Here is a 17,229-nt window from a genome sequence, read left to right on the forward strand (position 1 = left end):
CCATGAGTGAGGCGGGCGTGTCAGGCGCGACGACCGCGAACGGCGGTCAGTCGGCACGGCTGCGGCTGCTGCTGGGCGGCGCCGTATTGGTGCTGGTCGCGCTCGTGGCGGGCGTGCTGCTCGGCCGCGTGACGGCGCCGACCGCGGGCGGGCCGATCCCATCAAACACGAGCGCCGAGGCGGGCTTCTCGCGCGACATGCAGACGCACCACACGCAGGCCGTCGAAATGGCGCTGCTCGTGCGCGACCGTTCCGACAGCGACGACATTCGCCTCCTCGCGCTCGACATGGCGACCGCGCAGATGCAACAAATCGGCCAGATGGCCGCGTGGCTGCAGCTGTGGGGTCTGCCGGCCGCTCCGCCCGAGCCGAGCATGACGTGGATGACCCGCCCCGCCCTCGACGGCGGCAGCCACGAGTCGCACGACGGCACGGCCGAGCACTCGCACGTGCCCGGCGAGCCGATGCCGGGGCTTGCGACCCCCGAGCAGATGCAGCAGCTGCGCGACGCCGACGGCGTCGATGCCGAGCGCCTCTTCCTCGAGCTCATGATCGCCCACCACCAGGGGGGCGTCGAGATGGCGGCCGCCGTGATCGAGCGCAGCGAGCATCCCGTCGTTCTCGACCTGGCGGGCGGAATGGTGCGCGTGCAGCAGAGCGAGCTCGACTACATGACCGAGCTGCTCGAGGCGCGCCGCTAAACCTCGGTGAGCGGCGCCTGGTCGGTGCGCTGCTGCTCGACGAGGGTGGCGTAGAGCCCGCCCAGCGCCAACAGTTCGGCGTGCGTGCCGCTCTCGACGATGCGCCCCGCGTCGAGCACGTGGATCACGTCGGCCCCCACCACGGTCGACAGCCGGTGCGCGATCGCGACGGTCGTGCGGCCGCGCGCGGCGGCATCCAGCGCCCGCTGCACGATGCGCTCCGACGTCGAGTCGAGCGCGCTCGTCGCCTCGTCGAGCACCAGCACCGGCGGGTCCTTCAACAGCACGCGCGCGATGGCGATGCGCTGCTTCTCGCCGCCCGACAGCCGGTAGCCGCGCTCGCCGACGACCGTGTCATACCCCTCGGGAAAGGACGCGATCGTGTCGTGGATGTTCGCCGCACGGCAGGCCGCCTCCAGCTCCGCCTCGCTCGCCTCCGGCTTCGCGTAGCGCAGGTTCTCGGCGATGGAGGCGTGGAACAGGTAGGTCTCCTGGCTCACGATGCCCACCTCCGCAATCAGGGATGCGCGGCGCAGCTCCCGCACGTCGACACCGGCGAACAGCACCCTCCCCTCGCTCGCCTCGTACAGCCGCGGGATCAGGTACGAGATGGTGGTCTTGCCGGCCCCCGACGGGCCGACGAACGCCACGAACTGCCCGGGCTCAACGGCGAAGGACACATCGTCGAGCGTGGGCGGCCCGTCGCCGGCCTCGGCGTCGGGGTAGCGGAAGGTGACCGACTCGAATCGGATGCTCCCGACGGAATCGCGCGGAGCATCCACCGCGCCGTCCTTCTCCGTGATCGACGGAACCAGGTCGAGGTACTCGAAGATGCGGGCGAACAGCGCGGCCGAGGTCTGCAGGTCGAGCGCGACCCGCATGAGGCCGAGCAGCGGGAACGCGAGGCGGGCCTGCACCGTCGTGAAGGCGACAAGTGTGCCGGCGGTGACGGCGACATCCGCCTCGATGAGGAACGCCGCCGCGAGGTACACGACCGCGGGGATCACGCTCAGAAAGACGTTGACGAGCGCGAAGAACCACTGCCCCGACATCTGCAGCTGCACCTGCAGACGACGCTGCACGGCGTTCTCGTCGCGGTAGCGGTCGACCTCGGCCTCCTGCCGGTCGAAGCTCTTGGCGAGCAGGATGCCCGAGACGCTCAGGGCCTCCTGCGTGATCGCGGTCATGTCGCTCAGCGACTCCTGCGTCCTCCCCGCGATCTTGGCGCGCACGATGCCGACGCGGCGCTGGGCGGCGACGAGCGCGGGCAGCAGCACGACCGCGACGAGGGTGAGCTGCCACGACAAAAGCAGCATCGCCACGAACGCCGCAATCACGGTCACGGTGTTGCCGATGACGCTCGAGACCGTGTTCGACAACACGCTCGCAACACCGCCCACGTCGTTCTGTAGCCGCGACTGGATGACGCCCGTCTTCGTGCGGGTGAAGAACGCGAGTTCCATCTGCTGCAGGTGTGCGAACAGCTTCACGCGCAGTTCGGCCATGACGCTGTTGCCGACGGTCGCCGTCAGATACGTCTGGCCGATTCCGAGACCGGCGCTGAGCATCCACAACAGCACCATGAGGCCGACCAACTGCACGAGCAGAGGGATGTTCGGCGCGCCCTCCGGAGGGAACAGCCCCTCGTCGAAGGCGCGCTGGGTGAGCAGCGGCGGCAGCACGCTGAGCCCCGCGCTGACGAGCACGAGCGCGATCGTGACGGCGAGCGTCACCCGGTGCGGGCGAAACAGCTCAGCGATCCGCCCGAGCAGGTTCGGGATGCGCGGGGCGGCCGCGTTCTCGGCCCGCTGCGCGTCGACGTCGCCGCTCGACACACGGAAACCCCGGCGGCCACCACCCATGCTCATGCGCTGAGCCTAAGTGGGGCCGCGGGGGTTTCTGCTGAGGTTAGAACTAGCCCTTCGTCGAGCCCGCCAGCAGGCCGCGCACGAAGTAGCGCTGCAGGCTGAAGAACACGATCAACGGCACCACCAGAGAGATGAATGCCGCGGCGGGCAGACGCTCCTGGTTGCGGCCGAAGTTGCCGACCAGCTCAGCCAGGCGTTGCGTCAATGGCGCGACATCGACCGTGCCGCCCGAGAACACGAGCGCCACGAGCAGGTCGTTCCAGACCCAGAGGAACTGGAAGATGCCGATCGACGCGAGCGCCGGAAGCGACAGCGGGATGATGATGCGGAAGAAGATCTGCGTGTGGTTCGCACCGTCCACGCGCGCCGCCTCGATCACCTCGCCGGGGATCTCGGAGATGAAGTTGTGCAGCAGGAAGATGCACAACGGCAGACCGAAGATCGTGTGCGCGATCCACACCGCCGGGAAGGTACCCGAGATGCCGAGCACCTGCGAGAAGATCTGCAGCAGCGGCACGAGCGCCATCTGCAGGGGAACGATCTGCAGCGCGAAGACGAGCACGAACATCGCGCCGGCCCCCCGGAACTTGATCCACGCGAACGCGTAGGCGGCCATCGTCGCGATGGCGATCGGGAAGATCGCAGCCGGGATGGCGATCACGAGCGAGTTCACGAAGTACTGCCCAAGGTTTGCGCTGGATGCTCCGGATGCGAACAGCACGTCGGCGTAGTTGTCGAACGTGAACGACGGGTTCACGAACCAGGTCCACCAGCCGGTCGTGCGGATCTCGGTCGGGGTACGAATCGACGAGACCAGGAGGCCGAACGTCGGGATCGTCCAGATCACCGCGATGACGATCGCCGCCGCCGTCGCCCAGGGGCTCGTCAGCTTCTCTTTCGACTTGCGGAACTGGCGAGCGACCGCGCCCTCGGCGGTGTACTCGTTGCGCTGACCGAGCGGACGGTCGAGCTTCGCCTCAGCCTTCTCCACTGCCTCGGTCATCGGATCTCCTTCTGCTTGCGCATGACGCGAACGTTGTAGATGACGATCGGGAGGACCATCACGAACAGGATCACCGCGAGCGCCGAGCCCTGACCGATCTCACCGCGGTTGAACGCCTGCGTGTACATCTCGTTGGCGACGACCGAGGTGCCGAACTGGCCACCCGTCATCGCCCGGACGATGTCGAACACCTTCAGGGTTGCGATCGAAATCGTCGTGATGACGACCACGAGGGTGCCGCGGATACCCGGGAGCGTCACGTTGAGGAACTGCTGCCACGCGTTGGCGCCGTCGAGACGGGCCGCCTCGATGATCTCGACCGGAACGCCCTTGATCGCGGCCGAGAGGAGCACCATCGCGAAACCGGTCTGAATCCAGACCATCACGACGATCAGGAAGAACGTGTTCCACGGCGAGTTCTGCAAGAACTGCTGCGGTTCGCCGCCGAACCAGACGATGAGCTGGTTCAGGATGCCGATCTGCTCACCGAAGCCCAGCTCGCGGTACTCGTACACGAAGCGCCAGATGATGCCGGCACCGACGAACGAGATCGCCATCGGCATGAACACGAGCGACTTCAGGATCTTTTCGCCGTGCGACTTGTCGATGAAGATTGCGTAGGCGAGGCCGAAAATGGTCGACAGAGTCGGTACGAGGGCCACCCAGATGAGGGTGTTGACGAGCACCGTGATGATCTCGGGCTGCGTGAACATCCACTCGTAGTTCGTGAGGCCCACCCACTCACGACCGGAGCGGTTCGTGAACGAGAGATAGATCGTGCGGATCGCGGGGTAGATGAGACCGATCGCGAGCAGGATCATCGCCGGCGACACGAAGGCGAGAAGCTGCCAGAAGTCTCGGCCCTTCTTCGGGGCCCGGTCGGCGAGGAAGAGGACGATTCCGACGACTGCGGCGAAGGCCACAAGGCCGACGACCATGACGCCGAATTTGTCGAATAAGTCAGCCCAGAAAGCAGTCATGCCGGGTAAACCTCCATTGGTTTGAGGCCACGCTACCTGACGACTCGGCCCACCGAGAAGTGTTTCCCGGTGGGCCGAGTTCAGGTGGTGATCAGCGGGTCAGATCAGCGGGGGAAAGTCCCGTCGATGAAGGTGACAAGCTGGTCGGTGGTGAGCTCTCCGAGCACCCAGTCCGTCATGCCGGTCCAGAACGAGCTGGTGCCGACGGCGGCGGGCATGAGGTCAGAGGCGTCGAAGCGGAACACCGTGTTCGGGTCCTGCAGGATCTCGATCGACTGCACCGCGAGCGGCGAGCTGGCGAGCTGCGGGTCAAGACCCTGGTTTGCCGAGATCACACCGCCGAGGGCAATGCGGTTGTTCGCCCAGGTGTCGCTCGACAGGTAGGCCTGCACGGCCGCCGTTGCGTCGTCGCTGTTGAAGGCGGCCACGAACTCGCCACCACCGGTGACGGCGAAGCCGTCCTCGGCGTTGATCGGCGGGGTCAGGAAGGCCCAGACGTCACCATCCGGCGCGACGGTCACGTCGTCACCCCACTGGGCCTCGTAGAACGATGCCTGGCGGTGCAGCGAGCAGTTACCGTCGAGGATCTGGAGACCAGCGTCCTGGAAGGTGGTCGAGACGATCGAGCTCACGCCACCGAAACCGCCGTTGACGAACTCGGGGTTGAGCATGATGTCGCCCACGAGGTTGATCGAGTCGACGATCTCAGGGTCGGCGAACAGGGTGTCACCGGCGACCCACGCGTCGTAGGTCTCGGGGCCGGCGAGACGCAGCACGGCGTCCTCGACCCAGTCGGTGCCGACCCAGCCGGTCGCGTCACCCGAGCCGAAGCCAACACACCAGGGGCGGTATGCGCCCTCGTTGCGCTCGGTCATCTGCTCGGTCAGGGCGACCATCTCGTCCCACGTGGTGGGAACTTCGTAGCCGTTCTCGGCGAAGTCGCTCGGCGAGTACCAGACATAGCCCTTGACGCTCGCCATGAGGGGGGCGGCGTAGAAGGTGCCGTCGATGGTGCCGTAGCCCTTCCACGACTCGCTCCAGAACTCGTCGACGTTCGCCTCGACGGCCTCGGGGGCCGGCACGACGTAGCCGTCTTCGATCAGGCGCTGCAGGAGGCCCGGCTGCGGGATGATCATCAGGTCGGGCGCGTCGCCGGCGGCCGCACGCACGTTGATCTGCGTCTCGGCCTCCTGCGTTCCGACGTAGTTGATCGTGATGCCGGTGCAGTCTTCGAAGTCGGACCAGCTCGTCACGAGGTTGTCGGCCTCGACGTCGATGATGGTCGCGTAGATCTCGACCGTCTGGCCCGAGAACTCGCCGTACTGCTCGTACTCGGCACAGTTGGCGTCGCCGCCACCGGTGCCGCCGTTGCCGCCGGGCGCCGGGGTCTCGGAGTCGGCGGCACAGCCGGCAAGAACCAGGCTGAAGGCGCCGATCGCCGCTGCCGGCAGAAGGAGCCGGCGTCGGAGGGTGGAACTCATGTGTTTCCTCCTCATTGAGGGTCGGACGTCGGCGTCGAGTGCGCCGCACGTGGGTTGGTGCAGGTGACGGGCCCAGGCCCCCTATTCGCCGTTTCACGTCGTCGTAGGGAACCGGTTCCAGGTGGAACGTTACGTCAGCAACCGCGGCCGCGCAACCGCCTATTCGCGCGCCGTTATCGATCCGTTGTGGAACGCTCATCGCGCATCCAGATGGATGCACGGGGCTGAGCCCCCGACACGCGCCGGAATTTCTGGCACCGGTTCCAGAGGTCCGAAATTTTGGCTACACTCCGGTTGCATACGTCGCGCGGCGATCTCGGCCGCGCGCATACAGCGTCCAATGGAGGACTGACGAGGCATGAGCATCCTGGCCGACGTGGCCCGCATCGCGGGGGTGTCGAAGTCGACGGCGTCTCGCGCGCTCAGCGGGCGCGGCTACGTCTCGACCGAGACCCGTCGGCGGGTCGAAACGGCCGCGGCCGAGCTCGGTTACGTCGTCTCGTCCACCGCGGCGAGCCTCGTCACGGGGCGTACGCGCAACGTCGGTGTGGTCATCCCGTACATCAACCGCTGGTACTTCGCCGAGGTGCTCGAGGGCATCGAGAAGGCGCTCATTCGCTCGGGCTACGACCTGACCCTGTACCGCCTCAGCATGGACACCGAGCTGCGCCGGCGCGTGTTCGACTACTTCCTCGTGCGCAAGCGCGTCGACGCCGTCATCGCCGTGACCATCGCCCTGAGCACGCACGAGGTGCAGATGCTGCAGGCGCTCGGCAAGCCGCTCGCCGGGATCGGCGGCCGCATCGCCGGCATCCCGTCGCTCTCGATCGACGACGTCGAGACCGCGCGGCTCGCGACCGAGCACCTCATCAGCCTCGGTCACACCCGCATCATGCACGTGGGCGGCGATCAGAGCGAGCAGATGGACTTCCGGGTGCACAGCAGCCGGTACGACGGCTTCAAGCGCGCCGTCGCCGACGCCGGGCTGACCCTCGATGACGACTTCCGCGAGGCCGAGTTCTCGGTGCCGGGCGGCTACCAGGTGGGGCTGTCGCTGCTCGGCGACCCCCGCCAGCGCCCCACAGCGATCTTCGCCGGCTGCGACGAGATCGCCATCGGCATCATGATCGCGGCGCGCCAACTCGGCATCTCCGTTCCGCAGGATCTCTCGATCATCGGCATCGACAACCACCCCATGGCCGAGATGTTCGGGCTGACGACGCTCGCCCAGCAACCCGGTTCACAGGGCGACCGCGCCGTCGAGTTCCTCATCCACCAGATCGAAAACCTCGACGCCCCGACCCCCGACGAGCACGTCGTGCTTCCGACGCGGCTGATCGTGCGCCAGTCGACGGCGGCGCGCCGCGACGCGTAGCACGCAGCCGCAGCTGCGAGGCGGAGCGCGCAGCCGCGCGAGCCGTCCTGGGCGCCCGGCCGCGAGCATCCCGCCGCACACAGCACGACGCCCCGCGCCGACCGAAGTCGATGCGGGGCGTCGTGGCGAATCCCCCGATGCGGGGGAGGCGACTACTTGAGCGTGACGGTGGCGCCAGCCTCTTCGAGCTGAGCCTTGGCCTTCTCGGCGGTCTCCTTGTTGGCGCCCTCGAGGACGGTGCTGGGCGCACCGTCGACAACGGCCTTGGCCTCGCCGAGGCCGAGGCTCGTGAGCGCGCGGACCTCCTTGATGACCTGGATCTTCTTGTCGCCAGCGGCCTCGAGAACGACGTCGAACGAGTCCTTCTCCTCGACCTCCTCGGCGGCGCCACCGGCACCACCGGCGGCCGGAGCGGCGGCAACGGCGACGGGGGCAGCAGCGGTGACCTCGAAGACCTCTTCGAACTTCTTCACGAACTCGCTGAGCTCGATGAGCGACAGCTCCTTGAACGCCTCGATGAGCTCGTCAGTGGTGAGCTTGGCCATGATTTCTCCTTGTTATGCGGGGTGTGTGTGGATCGTGGGTCGAGCGGCGTTCTTAGCCGGCCGATTCCTGCTTCTGCCGCAGGGCGTCGACCGCGCGAGCGGCCTGCGCGAGCGGCGCGTTGAACATGTATGCAGCACCGAACAGCGAGGCCTTGGCGGCACCGGCGAACTTCGCCAGCAGCACCTCTCGGGTCTCGAGCTCGGCCAGCTTGGTGACCTCGGCGGCGGTGAGCGGGTTACCGTCGAAGTAACCGCCCTTCACCACCAGGGCCGGGTTGGCCTTGGCGAAGTCGCGCAGAGCCTTGGCGACCGTCACGGGGTCCCCGTGAACGAACGCGATCGCGGTGGGTCCGGCGAGCATGTCATCGAGCGAGTCGATGCCAGCCTCGTTGGCCGCGATCTTGGTCAGCGTGTTCTTCACCACGGCGTAGGACGCGTTCTCACGGAGGGTGTTGCGTAGCGTCTTCAGCTGCGCCACCGTGAGGCCGCGGTACTCGGTGAGCAGGACGGCGGACGAGCCGGAGATGATCTCCTTCAGCTCGGCGACCGTTGCTTCCTTGTTCGCCATGGTGCTCCTTGTGTCGTGGGTTTGCGCCCGCCGACCGCACCGCAGAAATGGCGAAGGCTCCGGCGCAAGCGCTCGGAGCCTTAGTGGTCACACGCACGCGAACGTGAGTGTGGAAGGTTTCGAATCACCTGCGCGGGCCGTCGCACGCGCTCCGGGGAGCGTCTGCGAGCTTTCAATCGCTGTGTCCGCACGCGGACACGCCGATGACCAGCGGTCTTGGGCTCGATCAGCCTACGGGATGCACCCCCCGGCGACCAAATTCTCGTCACCACCCCCTATTGAGGATTTGCGATACATGCAATATGCTTCTATTGTTGTCGTCGTTCATCCCCCGTAAAGGAGAATTCATGGCCTCGCAGGTCACCCTGATCCCCGGCGATGGTGTCGGACCCGAATGCGTCGCCGCGGCACGTCGAATCATCGACGCCAGCGGCGCCCCCATCGAGTGGGACGAGCAGGAAGCGGGAGAAACCGTCTTCCGGCGCGGCATCGCCAGCGGCGTGCCCCAGGAGACGATCGACTCAATCACCCGCACCCGCACAGTCCTGAAGGGCCCGCTGGGCACGCCGGTGGGCTTCGGCGAGAAGTCGGCGAACGTGACCCTGCGCAAGCTGTTCGAGACCTACGCCAACATTCGCCCCGTGCGCGAGTTGCCCGGGGTGACGACCCGGTACTCCGGCTCAGGCATCGATCTCGTCGTCGTGCGCGAGAACGTTGAAGACCTGTACGCGGGCATCGAGCACATGCAGACGCCGGGCGTCGCCCAGTGTCTGAAGCTGATCTCGCGCAAGGGCTCCGAGAAGATCGTGCGTACCGCGTTCGAGTACGCGCGCAGCGAGGGTCGCCGCTCGGTCGCCTGCGCGACCAAGTCGAACATCATGAAGCTCACCGAGGGTGAGCTCAAGCGCACCTTCGAGCGCATCGCCCCCGAGTATCCCGACATCGAGGCACGTCACATCATCATCGACAACGCCGCTCACCAGCTGGTGAAGCGTCCCGAGCAGTTCGATGTCATCGTCACGACCAACATGAACGGCGACATCCTGAGCGACCTCACCTCCGCCCTCGTCGGCGGGCTGGGCTTCGCGCCGTCGGCCAACCTCGGCTCGGGCGTCGCGATCTTCGAGGCCGTGCACGGATCGGCGCCGAAGTACGCCGGTCAGAACGTGATCAACCCGACCGCGGTGATTCTGTCCTCCGTCATGATGCTGAAGCACCTGGGGCACGTGGACGAGGCCGAGACCATCGAGAACGCCCTGTTCGCAACGGTCGCCGCCGGCACTCTGACCGGCGACGTCGTCGGCTACGACTCGGGAGTCTCGACGACCGACTTCGCCTCGGCGATCATCGACAACTTCGGCCGATCGGCCGAGGGCTACCCCGTTCGACGTGGTCGGCCGCTCGCGCTGCCGAGCCCGGTCGAGAACCCCGTCACGGTCACCCCGACGTCGCGCCGCGTCGTGGGCGTCGACGTCTTCATCGAGTCGGGCATGCTCCCCCACGAGCTCGGACCCGAGCTGGAGGCCGCCACGAGCGACGCTGCCGTGTACCTAAAGATGATCTCCAACCGCGGCACCAAGGTGTACCCCGACGGCAACACCAACATCGACATGGTCGATCACTACCGGTGCCGGTTCATGCAGCGCGGTGACGGCGACCTCGATCGAGCGGCCATTCGCGACCTGCTCGCGCGGGTCGAATCACGCGTCAATTGGATGCACGTCGAACTGCTTCAGGAATTCGACGGCGAGCCGTCGTTCACGAAGGCGCAGGGCGAAGACTGAGCTGACTCGACGTCACGCGGCCGACGATGTCGCGTGAGCGCGACACGGTCGGGAATTCGGCGTCGAGGAGTTCGACCGACGGGCGCTCCATCACGGTGTCGGCCGCCGCGATGATGAAGGTGTCATAGCCAGGGGCCGCGTTCTCCAGCGCGCGCAGCACGGCTTGCCCGCCATCTCGGCGGTCGATGTAGCCGAACAGGTTCCAGCGTCTGACGCTCGTGTCGTGCTGCCATGACGGGAACTCGGCGTAATCCTCTTCCGCCATGACGTTGCTGAAGCGCAGGCCGGTGATGCGCAGCGCAGGGTCCCACCGCACGAGCTTGCGGGCGAGTTCCTCCTCGAGGTGCTTGCCGACCGCGTACATGAACTCCGGGCGCGTCGGCGCGGCCTCATCGAGCGGCACGTACGGCGGGTCGATCGCCATCGGGATGCCGAGCAGGGTCTCGCTCGAGGCGTGCACGATGCGCCTCACGCCCGCCCGCCTGGCGGCCTGGAAGACGTTGATCGTCATCGTCAGGTTCTGGGTGATGAGCGCCGTGTCGGGCACGATTCCAGGCGCGGGTACCGCGGCGAGGTGCACCACGGCGTCGACGCCGGCGTGCCGCGAGAACCGGTGACGATGATCTGCATGCGCTCGAGCCTAGGCGTCCGGCGCGAGAGGCAGCCGTACGCGGAACACGGTCTGGCCCGGCTCCGAGACGGCATCGACGACGCCGTCGTGAGCGCGCACGATAGCGGCCGTAATGGCGAGGCCCAGCCCCGTGGATCCGGTGGCACGAGAGCGCGAGGTATCGGCGCGCGCGAAGCGTTCAAACAGCACCGGCTGCACCTCCTCCGGGATGCCGGGGCCCGTGTCCGTCACCGTGACGATCGCGCGGCCCTCGAGCGTGCCGAGCGCGGCCGTCACCTCGGTGCCGGGAGGCGTGTGCACGCGCGCGTTGGCGAGCAGATTTGCGACCGCCTGGTGCAGGCGCGGCTGATCTCCGAGCACCGTCACCGGCTGCTCGGGCACGCGCACGACCCAGGCGTGATCGGGGGACGTGGCCCGCGCATCCGCCACGGCGTCGACGAGGACGCGTCCGAGATCGACGGGCTCTCGGGCGAGCTGGCGCCCCTCGTCCAGGCGGGCCAGTAGCAGCAGGTCGTCGACCAGCCCCGACATGCGCACTGACTCGCTCTCGATGCGGCTGAGCGCGTGGCGCACGTCCTCGGGCAGCTCGTGGCCCCCGCGGCGCGTCAGCTCGCTGTAGCCGCGGATCGCGGCGAGCGGCGTGCGCAACTCGTGGCTCGCGTCGGCAACGAAGCGGCGCACCTTCTGCTCGCTCGCCTCGCGGGCGTCCAGCGAGCGCTGAACGTGCACGAGCATCCGTGCGAATGCGACGCCGAGTTGGCCGACCTCGGTGTCGGGGTCGGTGTCGATCTGGGCGATCCGGTCGCGCAAATCGACGGCGCCCCTATCGAGCGGTTGACGGGAGATCTGCGTGGCCGTCTCGCGGATGCGCGTCAGCGGCCCGAGCCCCAAACGCACCACCTCGCGCCCCAAGACGGCGGCCACGGTGAGGGTTCCCACGAGGATGATCGTGATGACGGCGCCGAGACGGCTGGTCGTCTTCACCACCTCGCTCGTCGACAGGCCGACGAGCAGCGTCGAACCGCTCGGCAGTTCCGTCGCGAGCACGCGGAACTCTCCGCTGATGCCCGGGAACCGGACGGTGCGGGGCCGGTCGAGGCTCGTGTCGGCGAGCACGCGCAGCTGCAGCGGCGAGAGTTCTTGCACGGTCGCCGCCTCGTCGAGGTAGGCGGCGCTCACCCGTCCGCCCGGCGACACGAACGCGATGAGGCTGCCGACCGGGAGACCCGGCGTGAAGCCCAGGCGGGGGTCGGCGGGGCGGGTGCCGACGACGAACTGCACACGGCTCGACACCTCGCGCAGCTCGTCGTCGAGCTGGGCGACGAGGGCGGAACGCACGGCGACCGTGCTGATGAGGCCGATGCCGAGGGTGGCGAGCGCGAGCAGCGCGAGGATCCCCGCGATGAGCCGGCGCTGCAGCGACCACCGGCCGACCATTACGAGACCGGCTTGATCAGGTAGCCGACGCCGCGCACCGTGTGGATCATCGCCGGGCCGAGCGTGTCGATCTTCTTGCGGAGGTACGAGATGTAGATCTCGACGATGCTGGAGCGGCCGCCGAAGTCGTAGCTCCACACCCGATCGAGGATCTGCGCCTTCGACAGCACGCGGCGCGGGTTACGCATGAGGTAGCGCAGCAGCTCGAACTCGGTGGCGGTGAGCTCGATCTCGGTGTCGCCGCGGCGCACCTCATAGCTCTCCTCGTTCAGGACGAGGTCGCCGACGCGAATCTCGGGGTCGGCCTTCTCGCTCACGACGCTCGCGCTGCGGCGGATGAGCCCGCGCAGGCGGGCCACCAGCTCTTCGAGGCTGAACGGCTTTGTGACGTAGTCGTCGCCGCCCGCGGTGAGGCCGGCGACCCGGTCGTCGACCGCGTCCTTCGCCGTGAGGAACAGCACGGGCACGTCGCGGCCGTCGGTGCGCATCCGCTTCATCACCTCGAGGCCGTCGATGTCGGGCAGCATGATGTCGAGCACGACGATGTCGGGGGCGAAGGTGTGCCCCTCGGTGACCGCGTCCTCCCCCGTCAACGCGGTGCGAACATCCCAGCCTTCGTAGCGCAGCGCCATCGAGACGAGGTCCGCGAGCGAGGGTTCGTCGTCGACGACGAGCGCGCGCACGGGCGAGCCGTCAGGGCGGGTCAGGCGCGGCGGTTCAGGGAGAGTGTCTGTCTCGGTCATGACATCAGTCAGCCCGACAAGCCTATGAGCGTGCTTGGAACTTGCCAAGCCCGCCATCCGCCGCCGAAGGATGCGCGCACGTTTTCCCTGTGGGCAGCTCGGGATGGATCATTCTGACCAGGGCACCGCAAAGAGTGCTTGGCGTGTCATTCATCGCTTGTGACGATGCTCCTATATACGAGGCTTCCGATTATCCTTTGGCGGATTCCGGGCCGGCGCGAAGCCGTCAGTCTTGGTTCGAGAAGGCCGCGTCGAACGATTGCTCAGGCAAGTCCCACAGGAGTGATCGCACGAACTTCACCGCCTGCGCGGCGCCGTGCAGACGACTCATTCCGGCGTCCTCCCACTCAATCGAAATCGGTCCGGTGTAGCCGATTGCCTTCAGAGCGCGGAATGAGTCCTCCCATGGAACGTCGCCGTGCCCAGTCGAGACGAAATCCCAAGCACGCTTCGGATCGCCCCAGGCCAGATGAGAACCAAGGACGCCGGCACGGCCGTTGCGCGGGTGTAGCCGCGTGTCCTTACAATCCACGTGGTAAATGCGGTCGGCGAAGTCGACGATGAAACCCACGGGATCGATGTTTTGCCACATCATGTGACTCGGATCCCAATTGAAGCCGAAGGCCTCGCGACGATCGATCGCGTCGAGACTCCGCACGCTCGTCCAGTAGTCGTATGCGATCTCGCCGGGATGCACCTCATGCGCGAAGCGCACACCCTCGCTATCGAATACGTCCAGGATGGGGTTCCAGCGGCGCGCGAAGTCCTCGTAACCGGCATCGATCACGCTGGCTGGCACCGGCGGAAACATTGCCACGTAAGGCCAAATGCTGGAGCCCGTGAAGCCGACAACCGTATTGACGCCCAGTCGACGGGCGGCACGGGCGGTGAGCTTCAGCTCCTCCGCGGCGCGCTGCCTGACTTCCTCCGGCTCGCCGTTTCCCCATACTCGACTGGACAGGATGGCCTCGTGGCGGAAGTCGATCGGATCGTCACAGACGGCCTGCCCTGCCAAGTGATGCGAGATCGCGTAGAGCTTCAGCCCGTGGCGGTCAAGGATGTCTAGCCGCCCTTGCAAGTAGGCGTCGTCCTCGACAGCACGCTGCACATCGAGGTGCTCACCTGAGGCCGCGATCTCGAGCCCGTCATAGCCCCAATCGCTCGCGTGCTTCGCGACCTCGTCGAGACTTAGGTCAGCCCATTGGCCCGTGAATAAGGTAACGGGATGCGTGTTCATGTGAACTTCCTCTTCAGGAGACTGGCGCTTGAACAGATGACACCGGCGCTGCCACCCGCGTCAACGAACTCACGTCGACCCACGACTCAAGCTGAGACGAGCGAGTCACCGCATCCGTGAGAAGCGCGGCCCGAAGGCCATCTTCAAACGTCGGAACGTCACGGACAGGCAAACCTTCGAAGCGACCATACGCATCTGCGAGAAAAGCGTTGAAAGCGTCTTGATATCCCTGCGGGTGGCCGGGAGGGAGCAATGTGAGCCTCTGCACATCCCCAAGAGACATTGCACTGGATCCAGTGTGGATGATGCGGTTCTCGGTCGTGGAACCTGCCCAAAGTGTGTTGGGTTCTTCTTGGTTAAACGCGAGGGCTCCAGCCTCGCCGTCGATCGAGAAAGCGAGTCGGTTCTTGCGACCGGATGACACTTGGCTAACCATGAGTGAGCCCGACGCCTGCCCATCGGTCTCGAACATCATGGTCACGATGTCCTCTGTCTCGACGCTCTCAGGCTCGTTACCTCGACTACCGAAGGCCGTGGTCATCTTTGCGTTCAAGCGGGTGATCCTCTGGCCAGTCACAAACTCGACCACGTCACACCAATGAACCCCGATGTCGGCGAAAGCACGAGATGCTCCACCGAGCGTGGAACTCACGCGCCAATCGGTCTCAGCGGGGTCTGCCAGCCAATCCTGCAAATACGAGCCATGCAGCAGAAGCGGACGACCGATGTCGCCTCGCATGACCCGGGCTCGAATTTCGCGAACCACTGGGTAAAAACGATAGACGAAAGGGACCGCCGTGGGAACGCCAGCTTCCGACGCAGCGCGTGCCAAGCGAAGAGCGTCCTCGACGGTCGTCGCAAGTGGTTTTTCGCACACGACGGCCTTGCCCGCCGCCACAGCCTGTGCTGCGAAGGTGGCGTGAGTAGAGTTCGGCGAGCAGACGTGGACGACCTCGACGTCGGACGACGCGATGAGTTCGCCCACCGTGGGAAAGGCTCGAGTAGCGCCTATGCGCTCCGCAGCCATGACAGCACTGGCTTGAGACGAACTTGCGACGCCCGCGACCTCAACGCCCAGCGCGCGCAGTGCTCTCGCGTGAACGAGCGCCATGAACCCGCCGCCGATGATTCCCGCCCTCACGTCCGCCGCCCCTTTCGCAAAGCAAGCTGGGACGTGACGAACGACAGCCCGTCGCGAGCGAGCTGGTCCATCGAGTCGGCCACCGGCCGCCATAACGACACGGCGCGAGCAATCGAATCGACGGTTGGCAAGAATGACTCCACGACGACCGCCCCCTCGTATTCGATGTCGTGGAGCGCGGAGAAGAATTCCTCCCAGTCGATATGGCCGCTGCCGGGCGCGCCACGGTCGTTCTCTGAGGCTTGCACGTGGAAGATCAATTCCCGATGTCGTCGAATGGCATCTCCGAGTTTCTTCTCTTCGATGTTCATGTGAAACGAATCGATCATGATCCCGACGTTGGGTCGGTCAATCAACGCGCACAGCTCCGCAGCCTGATCAAGGGTGTTGATGAGGTCGGTCTCGAACCTATTCAACGGTTCGATCGCGAGACGGACGCCCTTCTCGGCACCATAGTCGGCAACTCCACGCAGCGTCTCCGCGGCTCGCAAGCGCTGCTTTGCTCGCTCGGCCTCGGGTAGCAGCTGAGTGCGACCGGTCTCGGCATACATCGGCCCAGCCACGTGGGGCGAGCCAACCTCTGCGGCAATGTCGATACATAGTCGAAGATAGTCGGTCGCCAAGTCGCGACGTGACTGATCAGGGGACGAAGCGTCACGATCGAAACCGAACGCGCCGCAGATGCTCACACGGAGCTGCGTGCGCTCGGCTTGCCGTGCGATCCAGTCAGCAGAGATAAGGCTCGGGTCCTCGATACATACCTCGATGAGGTCGTAACCCATATCCCTCACCAAATCGAAGGACTCAGCGTCGTGAGAGGAGAACGGCGACGCCAAGACAAAGCTGCTAAGCCCGACCGTCGTCATGAGACTGCCCACCCATCAGGCTCTCGACGATCGCCTTCGTATGACGGATCGACTCGCGAGTGTATGGCTCCTTGAACTCGGGAGCACCCGACCCTGAAAGCACGCCCCAGACATCGCCAGCGGCAGGAAGCAACTCGTATGAAATCCACCCGGTGTAACCGATGTCGAGAATCGCCCTCATGATGGGCACGAAATCTGTGTGCCCATAACCTGGTGCGGCGCGATTGCTATCGGCGAGATGCACATGACCGAGCGCGCTCCCAGCGGCACGCAATGAGTCGGCGATATCTGCTTCCTCGATCGACATGTGGAAAGTGTCCGCCATGTACTTGAAATGAGGGCTATCCACTTCGTCGATGAGACGAAGGGCTTGCTCCGTCCGATTGATCAGGTAGGTCTCGTAGCGGTTCCAGGGCTCGAGCGCCAGGGTGACCCCAGCCTGCCCGGCGAATGAAGCGAGCTCAATTGCCGCCGATCGCGCCCACTCCCATTCCTGTTCCACGTCAGCTTCCGGCGAGATCTTCATGCACGCGGTGGGTGTGAATGTCACAGTATTCGCGGAGAGCGCCGAGGCGAATTCGATGTTGGCCTTTACGTAGTCGACGGCCGCTCGGCGCACACTAGGCGAGGAGCTGACAATGTCTCGCTCGGATGTATAGATGCTCACGATGGAGGATGCCGCAATCCCGTTGGCCTCCAAGGCGGCGGTGATGTCCGGCAAAGACATCACCGCCGGCTCTCCCACGATCTCAACGCCGTCGTAACCGTCGTGAGCGACTCGCTCAATACTCTTTGCGAGCGGCTCGTCACCATAGACGAGCGTGTTGTATGTATAGCGAAACACGGTGAATCCCCTTTTCTGTATTCCC

Annotated in this window: 15 protein-coding genes and 1 pseudogene; 3 read left to right on the forward strand and 13 right to left on the reverse strand. The window is 65.9% G+C overall.

From position 1 onward, the window contains the following. Positions 1–2 precede the first annotated feature (2 nt). Positions 3–701 (forward strand): DUF305 domain-containing protein, encoded by a 699-nt coding sequence (locus tag CPY97_RS12425; RefSeq protein ID WP_096423100.1) that lies wholly within the window; start codon positions 3–5, stop codon positions 699–701. Here CPY97_RS12425 and CPY97_RS12430 read toward each other — a convergent pair. The 4 genes from CPY97_RS12430 to CPY97_RS12445 form a co-directional block, all read right to left on the reverse strand. Then, positions 698–2,569, reverse strand: coding sequence for an ABC transporter ATP-binding protein (locus CPY97_RS12430; RefSeq protein ID WP_096423101.1), 1,872 nt, complete (start codon positions 2,567–2,569; stop codon positions 698–700). The two genes, CPY97_RS12425 and CPY97_RS12430, sit on opposite strands and share 4 nt — an antisense overlap. A 46-nt stretch (positions 2,570–2,615) precedes the next feature. After that, on the reverse strand, positions 2,616–3,572 hold the full coding sequence (locus CPY97_RS12435) for a carbohydrate ABC transporter permease (protein ID WP_096423102.1): 957 nt from the start codon (positions 3,570–3,572) through the stop codon (positions 2,616–2,618). Next, positions 3,569–4,552, reverse strand: coding sequence for a carbohydrate ABC transporter permease (locus CPY97_RS12440; protein ID WP_096423103.1), 984 nt, complete (start codon positions 4,550–4,552; stop codon positions 3,569–3,571). The genes CPY97_RS12435 and CPY97_RS12440 overlap by 4 nt, the downstream gene beginning before the upstream one ends. Before the next feature lie 104 nt (positions 4,553–4,656). Beyond that, positions 4,657–6,033, reverse strand: a complete 1,377-nt coding sequence (locus tag CPY97_RS12445) for an ABC transporter substrate-binding protein (RefSeq protein WP_096423104.1) — start codon at positions 6,031–6,033, stop codon at positions 4,657–4,659. Between the two features lie 358 nt (positions 6,034–6,391). Here CPY97_RS12445 and CPY97_RS12450 point away from each other — a divergent pair, with 358 nt between their 5' ends. Then, positions 6,392–7,408 (forward strand): LacI family DNA-binding transcriptional regulator, encoded by a 1,017-nt coding sequence (locus CPY97_RS12450; protein ID WP_096423105.1) that lies wholly within the window; start codon positions 6,392–6,394, stop codon positions 7,406–7,408. A gap of 152 nt (positions 7,409–7,560) precedes the next feature. Here CPY97_RS12450 and rplL read toward each other — a convergent pair whose 3' ends face one another. Together rplL and rplJ are read right to left on the reverse strand one after the other, a co-directional pair. After that, positions 7,561–7,953 carry a 50S ribosomal protein L7/L12 gene (gene rplL / locus CPY97_RS12455; protein ID WP_096423106.1) on the reverse strand — a complete coding sequence of 131 codons (393 nt, stop codon included), beginning with the start codon at positions 7,951–7,953 and terminating at the stop codon, positions 7,561–7,563. Between the two features lie 52 nt (positions 7,954–8,005). Beyond that, complete coding sequence (rplJ, locus tag CPY97_RS12460) at positions 8,006–8,521, reverse strand: 50S ribosomal protein L10 (RefSeq protein ID WP_096423107.1); 516 nt, start codon at positions 8,519–8,521, stop codon at positions 8,006–8,008. Between the two features lie 347 nt (positions 8,522–8,868). Here rplJ and CPY97_RS12465 point away from each other — a divergent pair, with 347 nt between their 5' ends. Beyond that, entirely contained in the window at positions 8,869–10,305 is a 1,437-nt protein-coding gene (locus tag CPY97_RS12465) for an NADP-dependent isocitrate dehydrogenase (RefSeq protein ID WP_197702232.1), read from the forward strand. On the opposite strand, the pseudogene CPY97_RS12470 reads toward CPY97_RS12465, so the two are convergent. The 7 genes and pseudogenes from CPY97_RS12470 to CPY97_RS12500 all read right to left on the reverse strand — a co-directional run. Continuing rightward, positions 10,280–10,915 (reverse strand): annotated as a pseudogene (locus CPY97_RS12470) (NAD-dependent epimerase/dehydratase family protein); the annotation flags it as partial. The gene CPY97_RS12465 and the pseudogene CPY97_RS12470 overlap by 26 nt on opposite strands. Before the next feature lie 30 nt (positions 10,916–10,945). Then, positions 10,946–12,373, reverse strand: coding sequence for a sensor histidine kinase (locus CPY97_RS12475; protein ID WP_096423110.1), 1,428 nt, complete (start codon positions 12,371–12,373; stop codon positions 10,946–10,948). Next, the gene (locus tag CPY97_RS12480) at positions 12,373–13,116 is read right to left on the reverse strand and encodes a response regulator transcription factor (RefSeq protein ID WP_096423111.1); all 744 of its coding nucleotides are present in this window, start codon (positions 13,114–13,116) and stop codon (positions 12,373–12,375) included. The genes CPY97_RS12475 and CPY97_RS12480 overlap by 1 nt, the downstream gene beginning before the upstream one ends. A 226-nt stretch (positions 13,117–13,342) precedes the next feature. Further along, on the reverse strand, positions 13,343–14,353 hold the full coding sequence (locus CPY97_RS12485; RefSeq protein ID WP_096423112.1) for a sugar phosphate isomerase/epimerase family protein: 1,011 nt from the start codon (positions 14,351–14,353) through the stop codon (positions 13,343–13,345). 13 nt (positions 14,354–14,366) lie between these two features. Then, positions 14,367–15,494 carry a Gfo/Idh/MocA family protein gene (locus CPY97_RS12490; protein ID WP_231923953.1) on the reverse strand — a complete coding sequence of 376 codons (1,128 nt, stop codon included), beginning with the start codon at positions 15,492–15,494 and terminating at the stop codon, positions 14,367–14,369. Then, on the reverse strand, positions 15,491–16,360 hold the full coding sequence (locus tag CPY97_RS12495) for a sugar phosphate isomerase/epimerase family protein (RefSeq protein WP_096423685.1): 870 nt from the start codon (positions 16,358–16,360) through the stop codon (positions 15,491–15,493). The genes CPY97_RS12490 and CPY97_RS12495 overlap by 4 nt, the downstream gene beginning before the upstream one ends. Then, a complete protein-coding gene (locus tag CPY97_RS12500) occupies positions 16,341–17,204 on the reverse strand; it encodes a sugar phosphate isomerase/epimerase family protein (RefSeq protein WP_096423114.1) in 864 nt (287 codons plus the stop codon). Before CPY97_RS12500 ends, CPY97_RS12495 begins: the two co-directional genes overlap by 20 nt. Positions 17,205–17,229 lie beyond the last annotated feature (25 nt).

The sequence above is a fragment of the Microcella alkaliphila genome, from assembly GCF_002355395.1.
Taxonomy (GTDB): Bacteria; Actinomycetota; Actinomycetes; order Actinomycetales; family Microbacteriaceae; genus Microcella; species Microcella alkaliphila_A.

Excerpts from the sequence above, each read along its gene's own strand:
- CPY97_RS12425 (WP_096423100.1), top strand. The coding sequence starts at position 3 with ATGAGTGAGGCGGGCGTGTCAGGCGCGACGACCGCGAACGGCGGTCAG.
- CPY97_RS12430 (WP_096423101.1), bottom strand. The coding sequence starts at position 2,569 with ATGAGCATGGGTGGTGGCCGCCGGGGTTTCCGTGTGTCGAGCGGCGAC.
- CPY97_RS12435 (WP_096423102.1), bottom strand. The coding sequence starts at position 3,572 with ATGACCGAGGCAGTGGAGAAGGCTGAGGCGAAGCTCGACCGTCCGCTC.
- CPY97_RS12440 (WP_096423103.1), bottom strand. The coding sequence starts at position 4,552 with ATGACTGCTTTCTGGGCTGACTTATTCGACAAATTCGGCGTCATGGTC.
- CPY97_RS12445 (WP_096423104.1), bottom strand. The coding sequence starts at position 6,033 with ATGAGTTCCACCCTCCGACGCCGGCTCCTTCTGCCGGCAGCGGCGATC.
- CPY97_RS12450 (WP_096423105.1), top strand. The coding sequence starts at position 6,392 with ATGAGCATCCTGGCCGACGTGGCCCGCATCGCGGGGGTGTCGAAGTCG.
- rplL (WP_096423106.1), bottom strand. The coding sequence starts at position 7,953 with ATGGCCAAGCTCACCACTGACGAGCTCATCGAGGCGTTCAAGGAGCTG.
- rplJ (WP_096423107.1), bottom strand. The coding sequence starts at position 8,521 with ATGGCGAACAAGGAAGCAACGGTCGCCGAGCTGAAGGAGATCATCTCC.
- CPY97_RS12465 (WP_197702232.1), top strand. The coding sequence starts at position 8,869 with ATGGCCTCGCAGGTCACCCTGATCCCCGGCGATGGTGTCGGACCCGAA.
- CPY97_RS12475 (WP_096423110.1), bottom strand. The coding sequence starts at position 12,373 with ATGGTCGGCCGGTGGTCGCTGCAGCGCCGGCTCATCGCGGGGATCCTC.
- CPY97_RS12480 (WP_096423111.1), bottom strand. The coding sequence starts at position 13,116 with ATGACCGAGACAGACACTCTCCCTGAACCGCCGCGCCTGACCCGCCCT.
- CPY97_RS12485 (WP_096423112.1), bottom strand. The coding sequence starts at position 14,353 with ATGAACACGCATCCCGTTACCTTATTCACGGGCCAATGGGCTGACCTA.
- CPY97_RS12495 (WP_096423685.1), bottom strand. The coding sequence starts at position 16,360 with ATGACGACGGTCGGGCTTAGCAGCTTTGTCTTGGCGTCGCCGTTCTCC.